This is a genomic window from Cellulomonas sp. NS3 (assembly GCF_024757985.1).
In the GTDB taxonomy this organism is placed as follows: domain Bacteria; phylum Actinomycetota; class Actinomycetes; order Actinomycetales; family Cellulomonadaceae; genus Cellulomonas_A.
Genome location: NZ_CP103289.1, coordinates 2,591,954 through 2,612,349, shown reverse-complemented (window position 1 = coordinate 2,612,349; position 20,396 = coordinate 2,591,954). Strand labels below are relative to the sequence as shown.

24 protein-coding genes and 2 pseudogenes are annotated in these 20,396 nt (G+C 76.2%); 16 read left to right on the top strand and 10 right to left on the bottom strand.

Features of this window, described 5'->3' with window-relative positions; genetic code table 11:
* Positions 1 to 15: 15 nt before the first annotated feature.
* The 8 genes and pseudogenes from NXY84_RS11975 (at position 16) to NXY84_RS11940 (ending at position 5,386) form a co-directional block, all read left to right on the top strand.
* A complete protein-coding gene (locus NXY84_RS11975) occupies positions 16 to 846 on the top strand; it encodes a hypothetical protein (protein ID WP_258723321.1) in 831 nt (276 codons plus the stop codon).
* 71 nt (positions 847 to 917) lie between these two features.
* Positions 918 to 1,344: pseudogene (locus NXY84_RS11970) on the top strand (phage holin family protein).
* Complete coding sequence (locus NXY84_RS11965) at positions 1,341 to 1,994, top strand: DUF3618 domain-containing protein (RefSeq protein WP_258723320.1); 654 nt, start codon at positions 1,341 to 1,343, stop codon at positions 1,992 to 1,994. Before NXY84_RS11970 ends, NXY84_RS11965 begins: the two are co-directional and overlap by 4 nt.
* Before the next feature lie 208 nt (positions 1,995 to 2,202).
* On the top strand, positions 2,203 to 2,631 hold the full coding sequence (locus NXY84_RS11960) for a DUF4383 domain-containing protein (RefSeq protein ID WP_258723319.1): 429 nt from the start codon (positions 2,203 to 2,205) through the stop codon (positions 2,629 to 2,631).
* 1 nt (position 2,632) lies between these two features.
* Complete coding sequence (locus NXY84_RS11955; protein WP_258723318.1) at positions 2,633 to 3,232, top strand: DUF2231 domain-containing protein; 600 nt, start codon at positions 2,633 to 2,635, stop codon at positions 3,230 to 3,232.
* A gap of 94 nt (positions 3,233 to 3,326) precedes the next feature.
* Positions 3,327 to 3,731 (top strand): nitroreductase family deazaflavin-dependent oxidoreductase, encoded by a 405-nt coding sequence (locus NXY84_RS11950; protein ID WP_258723317.1) that lies wholly within the window; start codon positions 3,327 to 3,329, stop codon positions 3,729 to 3,731.
* 91 nt (positions 3,732 to 3,822) lie between these two features.
* Positions 3,823 to 4,218 (top strand): VOC family protein, encoded by a 396-nt coding sequence (locus NXY84_RS11945; RefSeq protein WP_258727199.1) that lies wholly within the window; start codon positions 3,823 to 3,825, stop codon positions 4,216 to 4,218.
* A 139-nt stretch (positions 4,219 to 4,357) separates the two neighbouring features.
* Positions 4,358 to 5,386: a sigma-70 family RNA polymerase sigma factor gene (locus NXY84_RS11940; RefSeq protein WP_258723315.1), complete on the top strand. Its 1,029-nt coding sequence runs from the start codon at positions 4,358 to 4,360 to the stop codon at positions 5,384 to 5,386.
* A gap of 143 nt (positions 5,387 to 5,529) precedes the next feature.
* Here the strand turns inward: NXY84_RS11940 and NXY84_RS11935 are convergent, their stop codons facing one another.
* The 3 genes from NXY84_RS11935 to NXY84_RS11925 form a co-directional block, all read right to left on the bottom strand.
* Positions 5,530 to 5,739, bottom strand: coding sequence for a hypothetical protein (locus tag NXY84_RS11935; RefSeq protein ID WP_258723314.1), 210 nt, complete (start codon positions 5,737 to 5,739; stop codon positions 5,530 to 5,532).
* A gap of 184 nt (positions 5,740 to 5,923) precedes the next feature.
* Complete coding sequence (locus NXY84_RS11930; protein ID WP_034625562.1) at positions 5,924 to 6,166, bottom strand: hypothetical protein; 243 nt, start codon at positions 6,164 to 6,166, stop codon at positions 5,924 to 5,926.
* Between the two features lie 59 nt (positions 6,167 to 6,225).
* Positions 6,226 to 6,465, bottom strand: a complete 240-nt coding sequence (locus tag NXY84_RS11925) for a hypothetical protein (RefSeq protein ID WP_258723313.1) — start codon at positions 6,463 to 6,465, stop codon at positions 6,226 to 6,228.
* Between the two features lie 136 nt (positions 6,466 to 6,601).
* On the opposite strand from NXY84_RS11925, the gene NXY84_RS11920 reads away from it, so the two are divergent.
* Together NXY84_RS11920 and NXY84_RS11915 are read left to right on the top strand one after the other, a co-directional pair.
* Positions 6,602 to 7,600: a DNA-3-methyladenine glycosylase family protein gene (locus tag NXY84_RS11920; RefSeq protein WP_258723312.1), complete on the top strand. Its 999-nt coding sequence runs from the start codon at positions 6,602 to 6,604 to the stop codon at positions 7,598 to 7,600.
* Between the two features lie 51 nt (positions 7,601 to 7,651).
* A complete protein-coding gene (locus NXY84_RS11915) occupies positions 7,652 to 7,846 on the top strand; it encodes a hypothetical protein (protein ID WP_258723311.1) in 195 nt (64 codons plus the stop codon).
* Between the two features lie 164 nt (positions 7,847 to 8,010).
* On the opposite strand, the gene NXY84_RS11910 is transcribed toward NXY84_RS11915, so the two are convergent.
* Positions 8,011 to 8,595 (bottom strand): M15 family metallopeptidase, encoded by a 585-nt coding sequence (locus tag NXY84_RS11910; RefSeq protein WP_258723310.1) that lies wholly within the window; start codon positions 8,593 to 8,595, stop codon positions 8,011 to 8,013.
* Between the two features lie 128 nt (positions 8,596 to 8,723).
* On the opposite strand from NXY84_RS11910, the gene NXY84_RS11905 reads away from it, so the two are divergent.
* Complete coding sequence (locus NXY84_RS11905) at positions 8,724 to 9,350, top strand: uridine kinase (protein ID WP_258723309.1); 627 nt, start codon at positions 8,724 to 8,726, stop codon at positions 9,348 to 9,350.
* A gap of 69 nt (positions 9,351 to 9,419) precedes the next feature.
* Here the strand turns inward: NXY84_RS11905 and NXY84_RS11900 are convergent, their stop codons facing one another.
* From NXY84_RS11900 to NXY84_RS11890, 3 genes are read right to left on the bottom strand one after another with little or no spacing between them, the layout of a single operon-like run.
* Positions 9,420 to 10,463, bottom strand: coding sequence for an NAD(P)/FAD-dependent oxidoreductase (locus NXY84_RS11900; protein WP_258723308.1), 1,044 nt, complete (start codon positions 10,461 to 10,463; stop codon positions 9,420 to 9,422).
* Positions 10,460 to 11,056 carry an isoprenylcysteine carboxyl methyltransferase family protein gene (locus NXY84_RS11895; RefSeq protein ID WP_258727198.1) on the bottom strand — a complete coding sequence of 199 codons (597 nt, stop codon included), beginning with the start codon at positions 11,054 to 11,056 and terminating at the stop codon, positions 10,460 to 10,462. Before NXY84_RS11895 ends, NXY84_RS11900 begins: the two co-directional genes overlap by 4 nt.
* Positions 11,047 to 12,153 carry a type III polyketide synthase gene (locus NXY84_RS11890; RefSeq protein ID WP_258723307.1) on the bottom strand — a complete coding sequence of 369 codons (1,107 nt, stop codon included), beginning with the start codon at positions 12,151 to 12,153 and terminating at the stop codon, positions 11,047 to 11,049. The genes NXY84_RS11895 and NXY84_RS11890 overlap by 10 nt, the downstream gene beginning before the upstream one ends.
* 76 nt (positions 12,154 to 12,229) lie before the next feature.
* On the opposite strand from NXY84_RS11890, the gene NXY84_RS11885 reads away from it, so the two are divergent.
* The 4 genes from NXY84_RS11885 to NXY84_RS11870 all read left to right on the top strand — a co-directional run bounded on the left by NXY84_RS11885 (position 12,230) and on the right by NXY84_RS11870 (position 15,204).
* Positions 12,230 to 13,087: a UbiA family prenyltransferase gene (locus tag NXY84_RS11885; protein ID WP_258723306.1), complete on the top strand. Its 858-nt coding sequence runs from the start codon at positions 12,230 to 12,232 to the stop codon at positions 13,085 to 13,087.
* A 62-nt stretch (positions 13,088 to 13,149) separates the two neighbouring features.
* Positions 13,150 to 13,947: a glycosyltransferase family A protein gene (locus NXY84_RS11880; RefSeq protein ID WP_258723305.1), complete on the top strand. Its 798-nt coding sequence runs from the start codon at positions 13,150 to 13,152 to the stop codon at positions 13,945 to 13,947.
* A gap of 97 nt (positions 13,948 to 14,044) precedes the next feature.
* Entirely contained in the window at positions 14,045 to 14,920 is an 876-nt protein-coding gene (locus tag NXY84_RS11875; RefSeq protein ID WP_258723304.1) for a DNA/RNA non-specific endonuclease, read from the top strand.
* A 104-nt stretch (positions 14,921 to 15,024) separates the two neighbouring features.
* Complete coding sequence (locus tag NXY84_RS11870; RefSeq protein ID WP_258723303.1) at positions 15,025 to 15,204, top strand: Rv0909 family putative TA system antitoxin; 180 nt, start codon at positions 15,025 to 15,027, stop codon at positions 15,202 to 15,204.
* Positions 15,205 to 15,374: 170 nt separating this feature from the next.
* Here the strand turns inward: NXY84_RS11870 and NXY84_RS11865 are convergent, their stop codons facing one another.
* The 3 genes and pseudogenes from NXY84_RS11865 to NXY84_RS11855 form a co-directional block, all read right to left on the bottom strand.
* A complete protein-coding gene (locus NXY84_RS11865) occupies positions 15,375 to 16,130 on the bottom strand; it encodes a ZIP family metal transporter (protein ID WP_258723302.1) in 756 nt (251 codons plus the stop codon).
* A 57-nt stretch (positions 16,131 to 16,187) separates the two neighbouring features.
* Positions 16,188 to 16,592 carry a thiamine pyrophosphate-dependent enzyme gene (locus NXY84_RS11860; protein ID WP_258723301.1) on the bottom strand — a complete coding sequence of 135 codons (405 nt, stop codon included), beginning with the start codon at positions 16,590 to 16,592 and terminating at the stop codon, positions 16,188 to 16,190.
* 86 nt (positions 16,593 to 16,678) lie between these two features.
* A pseudogene (locus NXY84_RS11855) lies at positions 16,679 to 17,989 on the bottom strand (thiamine pyrophosphate-binding protein); the annotation flags it as partial.
* A 363-nt stretch (positions 17,990 to 18,352) separates the two neighbouring features.
* Here NXY84_RS11855 and NXY84_RS11850 point away from each other — a divergent pair.
* A complete protein-coding gene (locus tag NXY84_RS11850; protein WP_258723300.1) occupies positions 18,353 to 20,197 on the top strand; it encodes a S8 family serine peptidase in 1,845 nt (614 codons plus the stop codon).
* The last annotated feature ends 199 nt before the right edge of the window (positions 20,198 to 20,396 follow it).

Genomic DNA, 20,396 nt, shown 5'->3' with positions numbered 1-20,396 from the left:
CTCGGAGGGATGACGATGACGAACGACTACGGAACTGCTCAGCCGGCAGACGGCTCGCAGGGATCGACGGCACAGGCCGTCCGCGAGGAGGCGTCGGGCGTCGCCCACAGCGCCGCGGAGAGCACGCAGCACCTCGCGCAGGAGGCGAAGAGTCAGGCCCGCGAGGTCGCGCACGAGGCAAAGAGCCAGGTCAAGGACGTCTTCGGGCAGACGCGGGCGGGGCTCGCCGACCAGGCGAGCTCGCAGCAGAGCCGCGTCGCGAGCGGCATCCGGACCTTCGGGAGCGACCTCGGCTCGATGGCCGAGAGCTCCGAGGGCGGGCTCGCCGCGGACATCGCCCGGCAGGTCGCCGGCCGGACCGACTCCGTCGCGTCCTGGCTCGAGGCGCGGGAGCCGGCCGACCTCCTCGAGGAGGTCAAGACCTTCGCGCGCCGCAGCCCCGGCACGTTCCTCGCGATCGCCGTCGGCGCGGGTGTCCTCGCCGGACGCCTGACGCGTGGTGCCAAGGACGCGGCCAAGGACACGACGACGGGGACCGCCTCGTACACGGACACCACGACGCCCTACCCGGCGACGACCGAGTACGCGACGACGGGCACGGGCTACGGCCTGACCGACACGGCGGCCACGACCACGGGCTACGAGACGACCGGCGGCACGTACGGCACGTCGACCGGCTCCTACGGGACGACCGGTTCGACGTACGGCACGGGCCCGGTCTACGGGACCGAGGAGGTCGACGAGGGCACGGGCGCGCACCGCGCCCCGGGCGCCCCGGCGACGGGTCTCGGCGGCACGGCCGCAGGTGACCCGCTCGGCGGGGTCACGGTGGAGGACGGACGATGAGCGTGGACCCCAGGACCGGGATCGACCCCCGGGCCGCCGAGGGCCCGACCAGCGGTCCGTCGCTGGGCGAGATGCTCGGTGAGATCACGAAGGACCTCTCGACGCTCATGCGCCAGGAGGTCGCGCTCGCCAAGGCGGAGCTGACCCAGGAGGGCAAGAAGGCCGGCAAGGGCGCCGGGATGGGCGCCCCCCCCCCCCCCCCCCCCCCCCCCCCCCCCCCCCCCCCCCCCCCCCCCCCCCCCCCCCCACCGGGGAGCGGCCGTCGCCGGCCACATGGCTCTCGTCTTCCTGTCCGTCGCCCTGTGGTGGGCCCTCGGCGACCAGATCGGCCACGGCATCTCCGCCGCGATCGTCGCCGTCCTCTGGGGCATCATCGCGGCCGTGCTGGCCGCGCGCGCCAAGAAGGAGTTCCAGAGGATCCAGGGCGCCCCCCAGACCGCCGACACCGTCAAGAAGATCCCCAACGCGCTTCAGGGACACGAGGAGAGGAACGCATGAGCAACGACCCGGACCAGATCCGAGCGGACATCGAGCGCACGCGGGCCGAGCTGAGCCAGGACGTCGACGCGTTCGGCGAGCAGGTGCGTCCCAGCGCGGTCGCCAGCCGTCAGGTCGAGAAGGTCAAGGGCTCGGCCCTCGGCCTCAAGGACCGCATCATGGGCTCGGCGCACGACGCCAAGGACAAGGTCGCCGGCACCGCGCAGGACGCCAAGGACCGCGTCAGCGGCTCGGCGCACGGCGCCACGTCGTCGGTCTCGTCGAGCGCGTCCAGCGCCGCGCACGCCGTGGGGGACACCCCGCAGCTCGTCCGTCGCCAGACCGAGGGCAACCCGCTCGCGGCCGGCCTGATCGCCTTCGGCATCGGCTGGCTCGCGTCCTCGCTCCTGCCCTCGACGCGCGTCGAGCAGCAGGCCGCACGCCGCGTGCAGGACTCGACCTCGGGGCTCGTCGAGGAGGTCAAGTTCGCTGCGCAGGACGTCGCGGAGAACCTGCGCGAGCCGGCCCAGGAGGCGGTGCAGGCCGTCAAGGACCGTGCCACCGAGGCCGCGTCGACGCTCAAGGACGAGGGCACCTCGCAGGCCCAGGGCCTCGCGGAGGACGCCAAGGGTGCCAAGGACTCCGTGCAGGAGTCCCGCCAGCAGTACTGATCGACCTGCGGTGCTGATCGACCTGTGGTACTGATCGACCTGCAGCACTGGTCGACCGGCGTCACGTCGGACGACCAGGACTCACGCTCCCGTCGGCCCCCTGCCCCCGTGGCACGGGGCCGACGGAGGCGTGCCCCCGGGCGAGGAGCCCGAAGCGCGTCGAGACACGTGCGCGACACGTAGGCACAGCTCTGGACGGAGAACTCCCATGACGTCGCCCGCAACCTCCCGCCGGACCCGCACCGTCAGCCAGACCCTCGCGCTCCTCATCGGCGCCGTGTACCTGCTGATCGGGATCCTCGGCTTCTTCGTGACCGGCTTCGACGGCTTCACGGAGCACGACCACAGCCAGACGCTCCTCGGCTTCGCGGTCAACCCGCTGCACAACATCGTGCACCTGCTCATCGGCGGGCTCGGGCTGGCGCTGTGGCGCACCGACTCGGGCGCCCGCACCTACGGCTGGATCCTCGCGATCGGCTACGGCGCGACGAGCATCTACGGCCTGGTCGTCGCGAACAACCCCGACGCCAACCTCCTCAACATCAACGGCGCCGACAACGGCCTGCACATCGCGAGCACGCTCGCGGGCCTCGCGATCGCGCTCTGGCCGCGCCGCGACGCCACGGGTCGGCGCTGACATGCCCCACGCGAGGAGCAGCGCGCTCCAGGGCCGGCCGGTGCTCGTCCGGGCGACCGCCGCCCTGGAGCGGCTCACCGCGCTCGACGCCGCCGTCGACGCCGCGCGGCCGTTCGCCGCGCGGCTCGTCGGCGGTCCGGTCCGCCGGTGGGTCCTGCACGGCCGCGGTCTCGGGCACGCCGTGCACCCGTTCCTCACCGACGTGCCGCTCGGTGCGTGGATGTCGGCGTCGGTCCTCGACCTGACGCCGGGCGTGCGGGGCGGGCGCGCGGCGCAGACGCTCGTCGGCACCGGCCTGCTCGCCGCGGTGCCGACGGTGCTCACCGGCTGGGCCGAGTGGGCGGCTGCGGACCGCACGACGCAGCGGGTCGGGGTCGTGCACGCCGGGGCCAACACGGTCTCGGTGGTCCTGTACGGCGCCTCGTGGCTCGCACGGCGCCGGGGCAGCCAGGTGACGGGGTCGCTCCTCGCGCTCGCCGGTGGCGCGGTGAGCGGGGTCGGTGGCTACCTCGGCGGTCACATGGCGATCGCCCGCAACGCCGGGACGCGCGACCGCGCGTTCGTGCCCCCCGGGCACGGCGCGACCCACCACGAGGCCTGACGGCCCGCCGCAGGGTAGCCCGGCGACACGGGTAGCGTGCGGAGCCTGGGCACCCGACCTGAGGGTCCCCCGACACGGTGGCGAGGCGGCTGCGATGGACGTCCGGGAGACGAACAGACGGGTCGTCGAGCAGTTCCGGGCCGGTGGCCCCGTCGAGGGGATGCACCGCGAGCGGCTGCTGCTCCTCACCACGACCGGCGCGCGCTCCGGCCGACCGCACACGACGCCGATGATGTTCCACCGCGAGGGGGACCGGCTCCTCGTGGTCGCGTCCGCGATGGGCGCGCCCGCGCACCCCCACTGGTACGGGAACCTCGTCGCCGAGCCGCACGTGCGCGTCGAGGTCGGGGACGAGGCCTTCGACGCGGTCGCGGCGCCGCTCGCCGGCACCGACCGCACGGACGTCTGGGCGCGCCTCGTCGCGCTCTACCCCTTCTTCGGCGAGCACGCCGCTGCGACGTCGCGCACGATCCCGGTCGTCGAGCTCACGCGCACCTGACCCGGGCACGGTCCGGCGATGAGTTCCGGTCGCGGGGCCGGTCTGCCCTGCACCAGCAGCCGAGAGGTCCCGGAGGTCCCGCGTGCGCTCGATGGTGTTCGTCAACCTGCCCGTCCGCGACCTCGCCAGGTCGACGGCGTTCTTCACGGCGCTCGGGCTCGACTTCGACCCGCAGTACACCGACGAGCGGGCCGCGTGCCTCGTGCTCGGGTCCGAGAGCTTCGTGATGCTGCTCGTCGACCCGTTCTTCGCGACGTTCACGACGAAGCCGGTCGCCGACGCGACGACGGCCACCGAGGTCATCGTCGCGTTCTCCGTCGGCTCGCGGAGCCGCGTCGACGAGGTCGTCGAGGCGGCGCTCGCCGCGGGCGGCAGCACGTCGACGCCGGGGATCGAGGAGGACGGGATGTACTCGCGCTCGTTCCAGGACCCCGACGGCCACGTCTGGGAGGCGATGTTCATGGAGCCGGCCGGTGCTGGGGGCTGACGCGGTGCACCCCGACCTGATCGCGCGTCCGAGAGGGTTGTCGCCGGACGGGACGCACTGTCAGGATCGTGAGGTCGTGGGTGCCCGCCGCCCCGACGGCGGGCACCACGCCCACCCCGGACGTCGAGAGGTCCCCGTCGTGACCGGTCTGGTCCCCGCAGCCGCCCCCGTCGCCGCACGCACCCCCGCGGCGACGCCCGACCAGCTCGAGCAGTACCGCCGGGAGCTCACCGGCTTCTGCTACCGGATGCTCGGGTCGATCTACGACGCCGAGGACGCCGTCCAGGAGGTGATGGTGCGGGCGTGGCGCGCGCTCGACCGCTTCGACGGCCGGTCCAGCCTGCGCTCGTGGCTCTACCGCATCGCGACCAACGTGTGCTTCGACTCGCTCGACGGCACCCGCCGGCGCGCGCTGCCCATGGACCTCTCGCCGGCTGCCTCGCCGCCCGTCGAGGCGTCCCTCGGCGAGAAGCTCGGCGACCCGACGTGGCTGGGGCCGGCACCCGACGAGCGGGTGCTCCCCGACTCGGGCGACCCCGCGGACGTCGCCGTCGCCCGCGAGTCCGTGCGGCTGGCGTTCGTCGCGGCGCTGCAGGAGCTGCCGCCGCGCCAGCGCGCCGTGCTCATCCTGCGCGAGGTGCTGCGCTGGCGTGCCGAGGAGGTCGCCACGCTGCTCGGCTCGACGGTCGCGTCGGTGAACAGCGCGCTCCAGCGCGCGCGGGCGACCCTCGCGAACGGTGCGGCGGAGCGCGGGTCGAGCGCCCCGGACCCGCTGGACCCGGAGCACGCCGCCCTGCTCGACCAGTACGTCACGGCGTTCGAGGCCTACGACATCGAGGCGCTCGTGCGGCTCCTGCACGCGGACGCGACGCAGTCGATGCCGCCGTGGGCCCTGTGGCTGAGCGGCCCCGTCGACATCGGGCTGTGGCACCTGGGCCCGGGCGGCGCCTGCCGAGGGTCCCGGCTGCTGCAGGTCGACGCGAACGGCTCCCCGGCGTTCGCGCAGTACAAGCCGAGCGCCGTCGCGGGTCGGCTCGAGCCCTGGGCGATCCACGTCCTCGAGATCCGGGACGGCTCCATCTCGAGCATCACGAACTTCGTCGACACCCGGCTGTTCGCGGCGTTCGGGCTGCCCGACCACCTCGACGTGGCGGACGCGCCCGCCTGAGCCGCCACGTCGCCCTGCTGAGCCGGCACGTCATGCCCTCCTGCGGAGCCGGCTCGTCGCCCTGCTGAGCCCGGCATGGCATGTCCACCCGCAGAGCCGGCACGTCGCCCTGCTGAGCAGGCACGTCCGCGCGGCCGGACGGCTCAGGGGGCCGCGTCGCCCGCGGGGCGGCGGATCGGCGAGACGACCGTCTCGACGCGCAGCACGTCCACGAGGCCCGCGAAGCGCAGCAGCTCGACCAGGTCGTCGCTCGCGCCGCGCAGCACCGTGCGCCGACCCGAGCGCAGCGCCTCGAGGTGGGGCGCGCGCGAGCGCGTCCACGCTCGCGAGGTCCGGCGGGAGCCCGCTCGCATCGCGCACGACGGTGCGCGCGGCGACAGCCAGCATCAGCCGGACACGCGAGCACGCCGCAGGCGCGTGTCGCGTCGGTTCGGTCTCGTCGGGCATGCGCGCCTCCAGCTCGGTCTGGAGGGAAGACCGACGGTCCGCGGCGGACTCATCGGTCCACGCGCCGTGCGGTGGGGGACGCGCGGTCGGTCAGAGACGCTCGAGCTTGGAGCTGGCGAGGGAGACGCGACGGCGGTCGCCGCCGCCGAAGTCGACGATGACGTCGCTCTCGCCTGAGAGCGCAACCACACGACCGAGGCCGTGCCGCTCGTGCGAGACGCGCTCGCCCACGGGGATGCGCTCGAAGACGGCTGCTGCTGCCGCGCGTTCGCGGGCGGCGTTGAAGGGACTGTTGGGGAGGTGCCGGCGGGGACCGGTCTGCTGGGGGGCCACCCCTCGATCATCCTCCTGTTCCGCCCTGAGCGGAACCACCACCCCCCGGCTGCCTCATCTCAGTCGGTCGGCTCGACCGGACCGGGGTCGCCGACGAGCTCGCCGGGCGTGGTGTAGCCGGCCTCGACGCCGTCGCCGTCCGAGCCGGGGCTCGTCTCGTCCGCCGAGGACCCGCCGGTGTCGTCGGTGCCGCTGCCCGTGCTCTCGGGGCCCCCCGAGGGCACCTCGGGGGTGGTCTCCTGCCCGAGCGTCGGGTCCAGGTGCTCGCCCGTGCCGCCGTCCGTGCCCTGGTCGCTCATGTGCTCGTCCTCCCCGTCGGTGCGCCGCGGCGGGTCTGCGTGCGTCGGGCCGCCCACGGCGTGCGGCCACCGCTCCATCGTGGCTGTGCGGGCGTCGCGCGGCATCCCGGACGGACGCGAGTGGCACGATGGGTCGATGAGCGCGTCCGCGGTGCCCGCGTCGGCCGGTGCCGGCACCGACGGCGGCGCACACGTCGGCACCCGCGACGGCGCGTGCCCCGACGCCGTGGGCACCGTGAGCTACGGCCCCTCCACGCCCGTCGACCTGACCGTGACGCTCCAGCGGCTCGCGCACGGGCGCTTCGACCCCACCCAGCAGCGCACGCCCGACGGCGCGCTCTGGCGGACCACCCGCCCGCCGTCCGGTCCCGCGACGCTGCGCCTCGTGCAGCGCGGGACGCACCGCGTCGACGCGTCCGCCTGGGGCCCGGGGGCCGCCGAGGCGCTCGCGTCGGTGCCCGAGCTGCTCGGGGACCGCGACGACCCGTCGTCGTTCAGCCCGCTGCGCGCCGACCTGCACGACGCCCACCGCCGGCACTCCGGGCTGCGCGTGCCGCGCACCGGACGCGTGCTCGAGGCGCTCGTCCCGGCGGTGCTCGAGCAGCGCGTGATCGCGAGCACCGCGTTCAGTGCGTGGCGCTGGCTGCTCGACCGGCACGGGGAGCCCGCACCCGGCCCGGCGCCCGCGGGCATGCGGGTCGTGCCCGACGCGCACGGTTGGCTCGGCGTGCCCGAGTGGGACTTCCACCGGGCGGGCGTCGACCCCCGGCGTGCGCGGACCGTCCTCGCCTGCGCCCGGGTCGCCGGGCGGCTCGAGGAGGCCGTGACGATGACGCCCGAGGACGCGGCGCGCCGGCTCCAGGCCGTCCCCGGCGTGGGGGTGTGGACCGCGGCCGAGGTGGCGCAGCGCGCGCTCGGCGACGCCGACGCGGTGTCGGTCGGGGACTACCACCTGGCCAAGGGCGTCGGGTGGGCGCTCGTGGGCCGGCGGGTCGACGACGCGACGATGCTCGAGCTCCTCGCCCCCTGGCGCCCGCACCGGTACCGCGTGATCCGCCTCCTCGAGCTCACCGGCCGGGCGTTCGCGCCCCGGCGCGGGCCCCGGCTCACCGTGCAGGACCACCGTCGCGGCTGAGGGCCCCCGCATCGGATGCGGGGTGACCCCGCCGGTGGCAGCGTGAGGCCCATGAGCGAGAACACCGAGAGCACCCGCGACCAGACGCCCGTGAACGAGTCCGAGAAGCCGTACGACCCGGACACCGACACGGACACCGACCCGGACAACCTCAACCCGCGCGACACGTCCGACGCGGGCGGGGAGTACACGGACCCCGACGCGGACCCGGGCAACCTCAACCCGCGCGACCCCGACACGGTCTGACGCACCGGGCCGCACCTGCGCAGGACCCGGCGGGACGTCCCCGCCGGGTCCGCCCGCGCTCCCGCCGGGCGCGGCGAGGAGCGGGCCCCGCGCAGCGGGACGAGCGCGGTCGCTCGGGCGCGCGGCGGACGACGCCGGCGTCGACGGGTTCGCCGGTGGGCGGGTCAGCCCCGGTAGACCCAGTGCCAGGGCTCGCGCGGGGTGTCCTCGACGAAGCCGAAGCGACCACCGTTGGCGCGCATCCACGCCTGGGCCGTCGCGTCGAGCTTGAGGTCGACGGCCAGGCCCCAGCCGTGCGGGCTCGTGCCCGGCTTCGCCGCCAGGCCGCCCTGCGAGTACAGGCCCTTGCGCTCCGCGACGTCGACCTGCGCGTCGTACGAGCGGTAGGAGTCGGTGATGCCGATCGTGACGCCGTCGCGCGCAGCGGCCGCGAGGACGTCCTCGAGCGCGCCGGCGGCCGGCGCCCAGAGCTTGTGGCCCGTGGACCCCACGGGCTCGAGCGCGTCGCCCGGGATGCGGCCGTTCCCGTACGCGGCGAGGTCCGCGGGGACGCCGTCGACGAACACGGCCGCAGGCTTGGCGGCGGCCGCGGGGGCAGGGGTGCTCCGCGCGACGGCCTGCTCGAGCACCGCGCCGAACGCCGCGCCGGACGCGGAGGGGGCTGCAGGCCTCGGTGCGGGCGGGGCGAGCGTCGCGACGGTCGCCTGGATCGCCGCCATGCGCTGCGTGATCGCGGTGATGCCGTCCATGCGTCTCCTCGTGCCGGCGTGGTCGGGGACCCGATCGGCGGGAGGGCCCGTCATCTGAGGGGTCCGGGCGGGCAGGCGCCCCGGGGGAGCGCACGGCGCGGGTGTCCCGTGCGAGGCAGACTGAACCGGTGCGCGTCGAGCCGGTCACCCCTGACGCGCTCGTCGACCACGTCGTCCGCGTGCTCGTGCGGCGCGAGCGCGGCACGCACGTGCGGGTCCTCGTGGACGGTCCGCCGCCGGCCGGGCCCGAGGCGCTCGCGGACGCCCTGGTCGAGCCGCTGCGTGCCGCCGGCCGGCCCGTCGTGCGCGTGCGGGCGCGCGACTTCCTGCGGGCCGCGTCCGTCCGGCTCGAGCACGGGCGTGAGGACGAGCTCGCGCTGTACGACGACTGGGTGGACCTCGGCGCGCTCGACCGCGAGGTGCTGCGACCGCTCGGCCCGCGGGGGTCGGGGGAGTACCTGCCGAGCCTGCGCGACCCGGTGCGCGACCGGTCGACCCGTGCCCGGCGCCTGCGGGCCGACGAGGGGACCGTGCTCGTGCTCGACGGCGCGCTGCTCGCGGGCCGGGGGCTCGACGTGGACGTCACGGTGCACCTCGCGCTGCGGCCCGCGACCCTCGAGCGGCGCACGCCCCCGGAGGAGCGGTGGACGCTCCCCGCGTACGCGCGCCACGTCCGGGAGTGCGACCCGGAGCGCACCGCGGACGTCGTCGTGCGCGTCGACGACCCGAGGCACCCGGCGCTCGTGCACCGCTGACGCGGACGTGCCGGGTGAGCGGGCGGCGAGCGGCGCGGACGGTGCCACGGGCGCGCAGGTGCGCCCTGCTCAGCGCGCGAGCGCCTCGACGATCGTTCCGTAGAGCCGCGGAGAGGTGCGGGCGACGGGGACGATGGCGCCGCGCGCCGGGGACGTCGCCCACGCCACCAGACCCGTCGTCAGGACGCGGTAGCCGCGCGTCGCCTGGGCCCACGACCGCTCGTAGGCGGCGGGGTCGTCGAGGTGGCGGACCGCGGCGGCGGCCTGGGCGAGGCCGACGCGCAGCCCCTCTCCGGTGAGCGCGTCGACGTACCCGGACGCGTCGCCCACGAGCCGGACGGCGCCGCTGGTGCGCCGCAGCGTGCGCTGGCGCAGCGGCCCCGCACCGCGCACCGGACCCGCAGGCTCGGCCCCGTCGAGCCGGGCGACGAGCTCGGGGAAGGTCGCGAGCGCGGTCGCGAAGTCGACGCCCGCCGGGCCGAGCAGCGCCACACCGACGAGGTCGTCGCTCACCGGCGTCACGTACGCCTCGACCGCCCGGCCCCAGTGCACCTCGACGAGGTCCGTCCAGGACCGGACGTGGAAGTGCCGGCGCAGCCCGAACCGGCGGACCGGCGCGAGCACGCCCGACCGTCGCGCCGTCACCTCGAGCCCCGTGAGGCGTCGCACCGTCGAGTGCAGGCCGTCGCACGCGAGCAGCCGCCGTGCGCGCACCCCCGCGACCTCGACGCCGTCCGGCGTCTGCTCGACGCGGTCCACGCGCGCCGTGACCCGCCGGGCACCGAGCTCGTCGGCCCGCTCGCGCAGCGCGTCGTGCAGGGTCGTGCGGCGCACACCACGGCCGGGAGTGCCCCGGAACCGGTGGTCCGCGTGGTGCGCGCCCCGCCGGTAGCTGATGCCCGCGAGCGGGTGGCCGGGCGGGTCGACGCCGAGCCGCCCGAGCGCGGCCAGCGCGCCCGGCATGAGGCCCTCGCCGCACGCCTTGTCGACCGAGCCGGTGCGGGGCTCGACGACCACGACGTCCAGGCCGGCGAGCCTCGACTCGATCGCGCACGCGAGCCCGACCGGGCCGCCCCCGACGACCACGACGTCGGTGTCGAGCGGCGTGCTCACGCGCGGCCGGGCCGGCGCGCCGCCGGGTCGGCGTCGGCGCGCCCGCCCGTCGCGGCCGGCCCGTCCGGAGGGGTCGCGGCGAGCAGGCCGAGCGCGCGCTCCTCGCTCGGGATGCGGAAGCCCAGCAGCAGCACCGCGTTGAGCACCGTGAAGGCCAGCGCGGTGACCCACGCGGTGTGCACGAGCGGCAGCGCGATGCCCTCGACGACGACCGCGACGTAGTTCGGGTGCCGCAGCCAGCGGTACGGGCCGCCCGTCACGAGGGGCAGGCCCGGCACCACGATGACGCGCGTGTTCCACCGCGGGCCGAGCGTCGTGATGCACCACCAGCGCAGCGCCTGGCTCGCGAGCGTGAGCACGAGGGCGGTCCAGCCGAGGAGGGGCAGGAAGGGCCGGTCCGCGACGATCACCTCGACGGCGCACGCGACGAGCAGCCCCGCGTGCAGCGCGACCATCGGCGGGAAGTGGCCGCGCCCGTGCTCGGTGCCCCCGCGCGCGAACGACCAGCGCGCGTTGCGGGTCGAGACGACGAGCTCGGCGAGGCGCTCGAGGGCCGTGGCCCCGAGCAGGACGAGGTAGGCGGTCAGCACGATGGGTTCTCCGTCCCCGCGCCGCGGAGCAGGACGAGCTCAGCGCTCACCCCGGGTCCGAACGCGAACAGCACAGCGGGCTCGCCGGGGCTCGGGGCGCCGTCGGCGAGGGTGTCGGCGAGCACGTGCAGCACCGACGCGGACGAGAGGTTGCCGCGCCGGGCGAGCGAGGACCAGCTGCGGTCGAGCGCGCCGTCCGCGAGCCCGAGCGCGCGCTGGGCCGCCTCCAGGATGCGCGGACCGCCGGCGTGCCCCACCCAGGACCCGACGTCGGCGTGCGCGAGCCCGTGCGCGTCGAGGAGTGCGGCGACGTCGCCGGCGAGGTGCTCCTCGACGACGTCCGCGAGGCCTGCGCCGAGCACGATGCGGAACCCGGAGCCGCCGATGTCCCACCCGAGGGTCGCGGCGCTGTCCGCGTACACGGCGCTGCGCGTGCCGACCACGTCGACGCCGACCGGCACGCCGCCCGCGGACGCGTCGGCCTCCCGAGCCCGCTCCGCGCCGACCATGACGACCGCGGCGGCACCGTCCCCGAACAGGCCGCTCGAGACGAGGTTGGCCGTCGAGTCGTCCCCGTGCTGGATCGTGAGCGAGCACAGCTCGACCGAGAGCAGCACCGCGACGTCGTGCGGGTGACCCACGAGGTAGTCGTGCACGCGCGCCAGCCCGGCGGCCCCCGCGACGCACCCCAGCCCGAACGACGGCAGGCGCTTGACGTCCCGGCGCAGGCCCACGCGCTCGACGAGCAGCGAGTCGATCGAGGGCGCCGAGATGCCGGTCACCGAGGTGAAGAGCACGAAGTCGACGTCGGACGGCTCGAGCCCCGCGGCGTCGAGCGCGGTCCGCAGCGCCCGCTCGGCGAGCTCGGCCCCGATGCTGATGAACAGGTCGTTGCCCTGGTCGAACGACGTCAGCGCCGCGTACTTCTCGAGCGGCAGCGCGAAGTGCCGGGTGCGCACGCCGGAGGCGCCGTGGAAGCGGTCGAGGAGCGCGCGCCGCGCCGGGCTCGGCGCGAGCAGCGGGCCGATCTCCGCGGTGATCTCGGCTTGCGCGTACACGTGGTCCGGCACCACGGGCGCCACTGCGACAAGTCGGGACATTGCGGCATCGTTGCACGTGGCAGGCGGATCGGCGCGTCCGGTTGCTAGCCTCGGCCGCCGGGCGGAGGGAGCAGGTGTGCAGCGAGCGGGACGGGTCGCGCGTGGCCTCGCTCTCGCATGCCACCCGGGCCCGGCAGCGGTCGTCACCGTGCTCGCCGCGTCGCTCGCCGTGGGCCTCGGCTCGAGCGTCCGCACGACGGTGCTGGTCACCGCCGCGGTGCTCGCCGGACAGCTCTCCGTCGGCTGGTCGAACGACTGGATCGACGCCGGGCGGGACCTCGCCGTCGCGCGACCGGACAAGCCCGTCGTCGCGGGTCTCCTCGACGCCGCCGTGCTGCGCCGCTGGGCGTTCGGCGCGCTCGCGGTGTGCGTGCCGCTGTCGTTCGCGACGGGGCCGGTGCCCGGTGCGGTGCACGTCGTGGCGGTCGCGAGCGCGTGGTCGTACAACGCCTGGCTCAAGCGCACGGCCTGGTCCTGGGCGCCCTATGCGGTCTCCTTCGGCCTGCTGCTCGTGTTCGTCGCGCTCGCGGAGCCGGGCCGGGGCGTGCCGACCGGGTGGGGCGTGCTCGCGGCGTCGCTGCTGGGCGTCGGGGCGCACGTCGCGAACGTGCTCCCCGACCTCGAGGACGACGCGGCGACCGGCGTGCGCGGCCTGCCGCACCGGCTCGGGCGGACCCGGGCCACGGGCGTGGCGCTCGGTGCGCTGCTCGCGGCGGTCGGGGTGGTCGTGCTCGCGCCACCTGGAGCTCCGGGCACGGCGGCGTGGGTCGGTGGGGTGCTCGCGCTCGTGCTCGCGGTCCTCGGCGGGGGCGTGGCGCTGGCGCGCCGCCGCAGCCGGCTGCCCTTCACGCTGAGCATGGCGGTCGCCGCGGTGTGCGTCGCTCTGCTCGTGCTGGCGGCGCCCGACCTCGTCGCCGACGGTCCGGCGACGTGAGGGGTGGGCCGGCCGGCGTGGCCCCGCGTGCGCGGACGAGCGCGTCGGGAGAGGGTCGGGGCGTGCCCGTGCTCACGCTGTCCGTCGTCATCCCCGTCAAGGACGACGCCGTGGCGCTGCGCGCGTGCCTCACCCACCTCGACCGGCAGACCCGCCCGGCCTGGGAGGTGGTCGTCGTCGACAACGGCTCGACCGACGACAGCGCCGCCGTCGCCGTCGCGCACGGCGCCCGCGTCGTCCCGGAGTCCGCACCGGGCATCCCCGCCGCAGCGGCGGCTGGGTACGACGCGGCGCGCGGCGACGTGATCGTCCGGTGCGACGCAGACACGCTCGTCCCGCCCGACTGGCTCGCGTCGGTCGCCCGGCACTTCGAGGACGACCCGGCGCTCGACGCCGTCACCGGCACGGGGACGTTCTACGACGTCCCGCGGTGGCGGGCGACGGTCGTCGGCTGGCTGTACCTGCGCACCTACTACGCGGCGATGCACGCCGCCATGGCGCACCCGCCGCTGTGGGGCTCGAACATGGCGCTGCGGCGCACCTCGTGGGTCGCCGTGCGCGAGCGGGTCAACCGCGCCGACCCCGAGAGCCACGACGACGTCGACCTGTCGTTCGCGCTCGGCCCGGGCGCCCGCCTGCGCTACGACCGGCGCCTGCGGGTCCGGGTCTCCGGCCGCTCGCTGCACGGCGCGGCGCAGGTGCGGCGGCGGTTCGACCGCGCGTGGCGCTCGCTGCGCCGCGGGTGGGACGTGCAGCCGCCGTGGGAGCGCTGGGCGCAGCGGCTCGGAGGCGGCCCGGGGCGGGGCGGGACCGAGCGCGGCGAGACCGGGAGAGCCGGCGGGCGGCGAGCCACGGGCTGACGCGTCCGTGCGCGGCGTCGGTCACCGCTGTCGACCGCCGCTGTCGGCTGCCGCGGGCAGAGGTGCGTCTGTCGGTGCCCCGTGGTGGGGTCGGGTCATGAGCGAGCCCGACCAGCACGCCTTCGACCCCGACTTCCTCGGCGTGCGCGCGCCGCTGCCGACCGCTCCGGCGGACGCCCCGCTGCGCGAGCTCACGTACACGCACTTCACGGTGCTGCTGGACCCGCGCCGCCGGCTCGCGGCCGCGACGGGCGTCAACGTCGACGGCGCGAGCCTGCTCGACGTCGGCCGCGGCGACGACTGGCACCTCGACCCGAGGGTCGGCGCGGACGAGCAGGCCGGGCCCGAGCTCTACGCGCGCAACGACCTCGACCGCGGGCACCTCGTGCGGCGCCGCGACCCCGTGTGGGGCACGCCGGCCGTCGCCGGCCGCGCGAACGTCGACACCTTCGCCTACCCGAACGCCGCTCCGCAGGCCGCCGAGTTCAACCAGTCGAAGGCGCTGTGGAACGGGCTCGAGGACTACCTGCTCGAGCACGCCCGGGTGCACCGGCTGCGCCTCACCGTCCTGACCGGCACCGTCCTGGACCCGGACGACCCGGTGTACCGCGGCATCGGGATCCCGCGCCTGTTCTGGAAGGTCGCGGCCTGGGCGGACGTGCCCGACGACGCGGACCCCGGCACCGCGCTGCGGCTCGCGACCACCGCGTACGTGCTCGACCAGACGCCGCAGCTCGACGAGATCGCGCTGCGCGCCGCGACGGCGCAGGCGCTCGCCGCCGGGGACGCGCCCCCGCTCGGTCCCTTCCGGACGTTCCAGGTCCCGGTCCGCGACGTCGAGGAGCTCACGCGCCTGGACCTCGGGCCGCTCGTCGCGGCGGACCGGCTCGCGGCCGTCGCGGCGCAGGACGACGCCCCGGCGGAGCGCAGCGGGTGGGTGCCGCTCGCGAGCGCCCGGGACGTCCGGCTCTGACGCGCCCGCCCGCCCCGCCGTCCCCTGCCCAGGTGCGTGCGCGGCTCCTCGGCCGCAGCATGGACGAGGGCGCGACGGGCGCCCCGGACAGTGAGGAGACCGACATGGGCATCGACGACCTGGCGGGCAAGGCGCAGGGAGCACTCGACAGCGAGAAGGGCGAGAAGGCGAGCGACGCCGCGCTCGACAAGGGCCAGGACGCGGCCTCGAGCGCCACGGGCGGCAAGCACGACGAGCAGCTCGAGAAGGCCGGCGACGCGGCCGACGAGCGCCTCGGGCAGTAGCACCCGACCCACGACCGCACGACAGGGCCCGACGCGTGCGTCGGGCCCTGTCGCGTGCGGGGCGCCCTCGGGCACCTCGCCGAGGTGCCACCGTCCGGCGCGGGCCGTGCGTGGCGTCGCCGCCGGTCGTCCGCTCGTCGGGCGCGGAGCCGTCGCGTCCGCGCGCCCGGTCACTCCCCGAGCTGCTGCACCGCGAGGGCAGCGACGAAGCCCAGCGCGGTCACGAGCCCCGTGAGCGCGTGCGTGCCCTCGAACGCCTCAGGGATCATCGTGTCGGCGATCATCGCGAGGATCGCGCCGGCGGCGACCGCCGTGATGACTGCGACCGTCGTCGGCGACGCACCGCCGAGGGCGGCGGCGCCCAGCGCGGCGGCGAGCCCGCTCGCGGCGGCGATCGCGCCCCACACGCCGAACACGTAGCGCGGTCCCCGGCCGGCCCGCTTCATCCCGGCCGCGCTCGACAGCCCCTCGGGGACGTTCGAGATGGCCACCGCGACGAGGACGCCGACCCCGACGCCCCCGCCGCCGAGCACCGACAGCCCGAGGACCACGGACTCGGGGACGCCGTCGAGCAGCGCACCGACCGCGATCGCGGCGCCGCTCCCCGCGCTCTGCTGCTCCGAGGGCTGCTGCCCGGTCGAGCGCTTGCGGTGCCGGGCGCCGCGCCGCGCGAGCCACTCGTTCGCGGCGACGTAGGTGACAGCCCCACCCAGGAAGCCGGCGACGGTCGGCCCGAGCCCGCCCTGCTCCTGCGCGGGCACGACGAGCTCGAAGGCGAGCGCCGAGACGAGCACCCCGGCGCCGAAGGCCATGACGCCCGCCACGGCACGCTGGGGCACCCGGACCCGCCAGGCGACGAGCGCACCCAGCAGGAGCGCCCCGCCGGCGACGAGTCCCCAGAGGCCGGCCTCCAGCCAGGCGGGCACGCTGTCACGCCCCGACCGGGCGGGGGCGCGGCGACGCCGTCGGCGCGGTCCGCGCGGTCACCCGTCGTTCTCCGCGGAGACTCCCGCCGGGTCGTGCTCGGCCTCGTGCGCGCGCTGCCGGTCGAGGTGGTCGCCGGCCCGCCCGGCGCCGGGCTCCTGCGCGAGCCCGCGGTGCATCTGCTCGACCTTCTCCGCGGGCTGGCGCGGGGCGAGCAGCGGTGTGTCGCGGTCGACGACGGCCTCGACGAGGCACGGTCGGTCGGCGCCGAGCGCGGAACGCCACGCGGCGTCGACGTCCGCGGGGTCGTCGACGCGGATCCCGGTGAGGCCGAGCAGCTCGGCGTAGGCGGCGTAGGGGAACGGCGGCACCGTCTGGGACGTCGCGAAGCGCGGGTCGCCCTCCATCTCGCGCTGCTCCCACGAGACCTCCGCGAGGTCGCCGTTGTGGAGCACGAGCACCACGAAGCGGGGTCCGCCCAGTCCCGCCAGCGCGCCGCGACCGTGATGAGCTCCGAGAGGCCGTTCATCTGCATCGCGCCGTCGCCCGCGAGCGCGACGACCGGCCGGTCGGGGTGCAGGAGCTTGGCGGCGATGCCGTACGGCATCGCGGAGCCCATCGACGCGAGCGTGCTCGACAGGTGGGCGGGGACGCCCCGGGGCAGCCGGAGGAACCGGGCGTACCAGTAGACGACCGAGCCGACGTCGAGCGAGACCTGCGCGTCGGCCGGCAGGTGGTCGTTGAGCGCGCGCAGCACGAGCTGCGGGTTGAGCGGGTCGGCCGGCTCGGCGACGCGCCGCTCGGCGATCTCGTGCCACGCGACGACGCTGCGCTCGACCTCGGCACGCCAGCCCTCGCGGGCGCGCAGGCGGGGGAGCAGCAGGTCCAGCGTGAGCGCCGCGTCGCCGGCGAGACCGACCTCGACGGGGTACTTCGCGCCGAGGTTGCGGGCCGCGATGTCGATCTGCACGGTGCGGACGGTCCCGGGCGGCGGGTAGAACTCGGTCCACGGGTCGCTGCTGCCCACGATCAGGAGCGTGTCGCAGCGCGCGAGGAGGTCGGCGGACGCGGTCGTCCCGAGGTGGCCCATGACCCCGCAGTGGTACGGCAGGCCCTCGTCGAGGAGCGGCTTGCCCAGCAGCGACGTCGTGATCCCCGCGCCGAGCCGCTCGGCGACGGCCTGCACCTGCTCGGCGGCACCGGCCGCCCCCTGCCCGACCAGCAGCGCGACCCGCTCGCCGGAGTCGAGGAGCTCGACGGCCCGGTCCAGCGAGGCGTCGTCGGGGACGACCCGCGGACGCGCCCACGTCGCGGACGACGTCACGACGCCGTGGGTGTGCGGCGGGTCCTCCGGGAGGTTCGCCTTCTGCACGTCGTGCGGCACGATCACGCACGTGGGGCTCGAGGTGGCGAGCGCGGTGCGGATGGCGTTGTCGAGCACGAGCGGCAGCTGCTCGGGGGCGTGCACGGTCTGGACGTACTGGCCGCACACGTCCTTGAACAGCGTCGGGAGGTCGACCTCTTGGAGGTAGCCGCTGCCGAGCGCGGTGGACACGACCTGCCCGACGATCGCGACGACGGGCTTGCGGTCGAGCTTGGCGTCGTAGAGCCCGGTCAGGAGGTGGATCGCCCCGGGGCCCTGGGTCGCGAGGCAGACGCCGACCCCGCCGCCGTACTTCGCGTGCCCGGTCGCCATGAACGCGGCCATCTCCTCGTGCCGCGCGGTCACGAGCTCGACGGACCCCGACGCACGGTCGAGCGCCGCGAGGAGCGGGTCGATCCCGTCGCCGGCGAAGCCGAACACGCGCTCGACCCCCCACTCCGCGAGCCGTGCCACGATCCCGTCCGCCACCGTCGCCATGTCGACCCCTCCCGCGGGGGCCTCGTCGGCCCCAGGTGCGTGCGCGACGTGTCCTGACGCACCCGGCCATCGTCGGGGCGCGTGCTGTGCGCCGCATCCGGGCGGCGGCTCGTCGGCGTGCGGGTGCGCCGCGGGGCTCGTGCGACGAGCCGCTCGTGGGCGCGCACGAGGCGTCCTCGGCGGGCTCCCCGGGGGTGACCCGGCCGTCTCCGTCGACGGTGTACCGCGGAGTAACTTACGCCCTTGACCGGAGTCATGGCCATGTTTACCGTGAGTCGCACGTCGCACCGGAGCGACATCCCGACCGGTCGGGACCCGCGCAGTACGACGTCCGCACCCCACGCAGCCGAGAGGCAGACCCTGATGCAGCACACCTTCACGACGCGCCCCGTGGCGGCCCTCGCCGCCGGCGTGCTCCTGGCGTCGTCCTGGGCGCTGGCCCCGCAGGCCGTCGCCGCGACGACCGAGGGCGTCGCCCCGGACGCGTCGGCGCCGTCCGTGGACGCCACGGCGAGCGTGCCCGGCACCGACCGGCTGATCGTGCGCTACCGCACCCAGCCGCTGGGTGCCGGCGCGACCGACGACGTCCAGTCCGGTCGCCGCGACCGGATCGCGCGCGCCGCCGAGGCCCGCGGCGCCGCCGCCGAGTACGTGCGCGACACCGCCCAGGGCGCCCAGGTCTGGGCGCTGTCCGCCCCGCTCCCGCTCGCCGACGTCGAGGCTCTCGCCGCCCAGGTCGCCGCGGAGGACGCGGGCGTCGAGTACGCCGAGCCGGACCGCCTGCTGCAGCCCTCGGCCGCCGCGCCGAACGACCCCCGGTGGTCCGACCTGTGGGGCCTCCAGACGAGCAGCGTCGGCATCGGCGTGCTCGGCGCCTGGGACGTCACCCGCGGTGCGGGCGTCAACGTCGCCGTCATCGACACCGGCGTCCGCCCGCACGCGGACCTGGCCGGGGCCGTCGTCGGCGGGTACGACCTGATCACCGACACCGGGGTGTCGAACGACGGCAACGGCCGGGACGGCGACGCGAGCGACCCCGGTGACTGGACCGCAGCCAACGAGTGCGTCGCTGGACGGGGCGCGACGACGTCCTCCTGGCACGGGACCCACGTCGCGGGCACCATCTCCGCCGTCGCCGGCAACGGCGCCGGCGTCGCGGGAGCCGCGCCGGCCTCCAAGATCGTCCCCCTGCGCGTGCTCGGGAGGTGCGGCGGCTACACCTCGGACATCGCCGACGCGATGATCTGGGCGTCCGGCGGCTCGGTCAGCGGCGTCCCGGCGAACGAGAACCGCGCCCGCGTCCTCAACCTCTCGCTCGGCGGCAGCGGCACCTGCGACACCACGAGCCAGCGCGCCATCACGGCCGCGCGCGCGAACGGCGCTGTCGTCGTCGTCGCGGCGGGCAACGAGAACCGCAACGTGTCCAACTCGAGCCCGGCGAACTGCTCGGGGGTCATCGCCGTCGCCGCGTACGGCCCGACGGGCGCCCGGGCGTCCTACTCGAACTACGGCACGCTCGTGGACGTCGCGGCGCCCGGTGGCGAGATGAGCGGCGGGCAGACCCGCGGGATCCTCTCGACGCTCAACACGGGCACGGCGGGACCCGGCAGCGACTCGTACGCGTACTACCAGGGCACCTCCATGGCGACGCCCCACGTCGCCGCGGCGGCCGCCCTCGTCCTGGCCGCGAACCCCTCGCTCACGCCCGACCAGGTCGAGAGCACGCTCAAGTCGACCGCGCGCCCGTTCGTCGCGACCTGCTCGAGCTGCGGCGCGGGCATGGTCGACGCGAACGCCGCCGTCCGGGCCGCCGTGGGTGGCACCAACCCGACGCCGCCGCCGACCACCCCGCCGGTGGGCACGAGCGAGGTCGAGCCGAACAACACCCGCAGCGCCGCGAACGCCGTCGGGGCGCCGGGCACGCTGGCGGCCACGATGGGGTCGAGCACCGACACCGACTACTTCGCGGTCCAGGTCCCGGCCGGGGCGACGCTCACCGTGCGCCTGACCCCGGGGTCGAGCGCCGCGGACTACGACCTGTACCTCTACGGGTCGGGCAGCTCGGCGCTCGCCAGCAGCCGGCTCGGGGCCGGACGGGTCGACACCGCGTCCGTGCGCAACACCGGCACCTCGCCGGCCACGTACTACGCCCGCACCACCTACTACGGCGGCGGGGCCGGCGCGTACACGATCCAGCTCGGCTGGTGACGTGACGTGACGTGACGTTACCTGACCTGAGCTGACCTGACCGAGGTCCCCGGTCGCCCCGGACGGGCGCCGGTGTGCGCACCTGGAGCCGCGCACGCCGGCGCCCCCGCCCGCGTCGTCCGGCCGGGGCCGGCTCCCTCTCTCGCGAGCGGACCGAGGCGACGCCCCGCGGGTCCGGGCCGAGGCGTGCGGCCGGGAC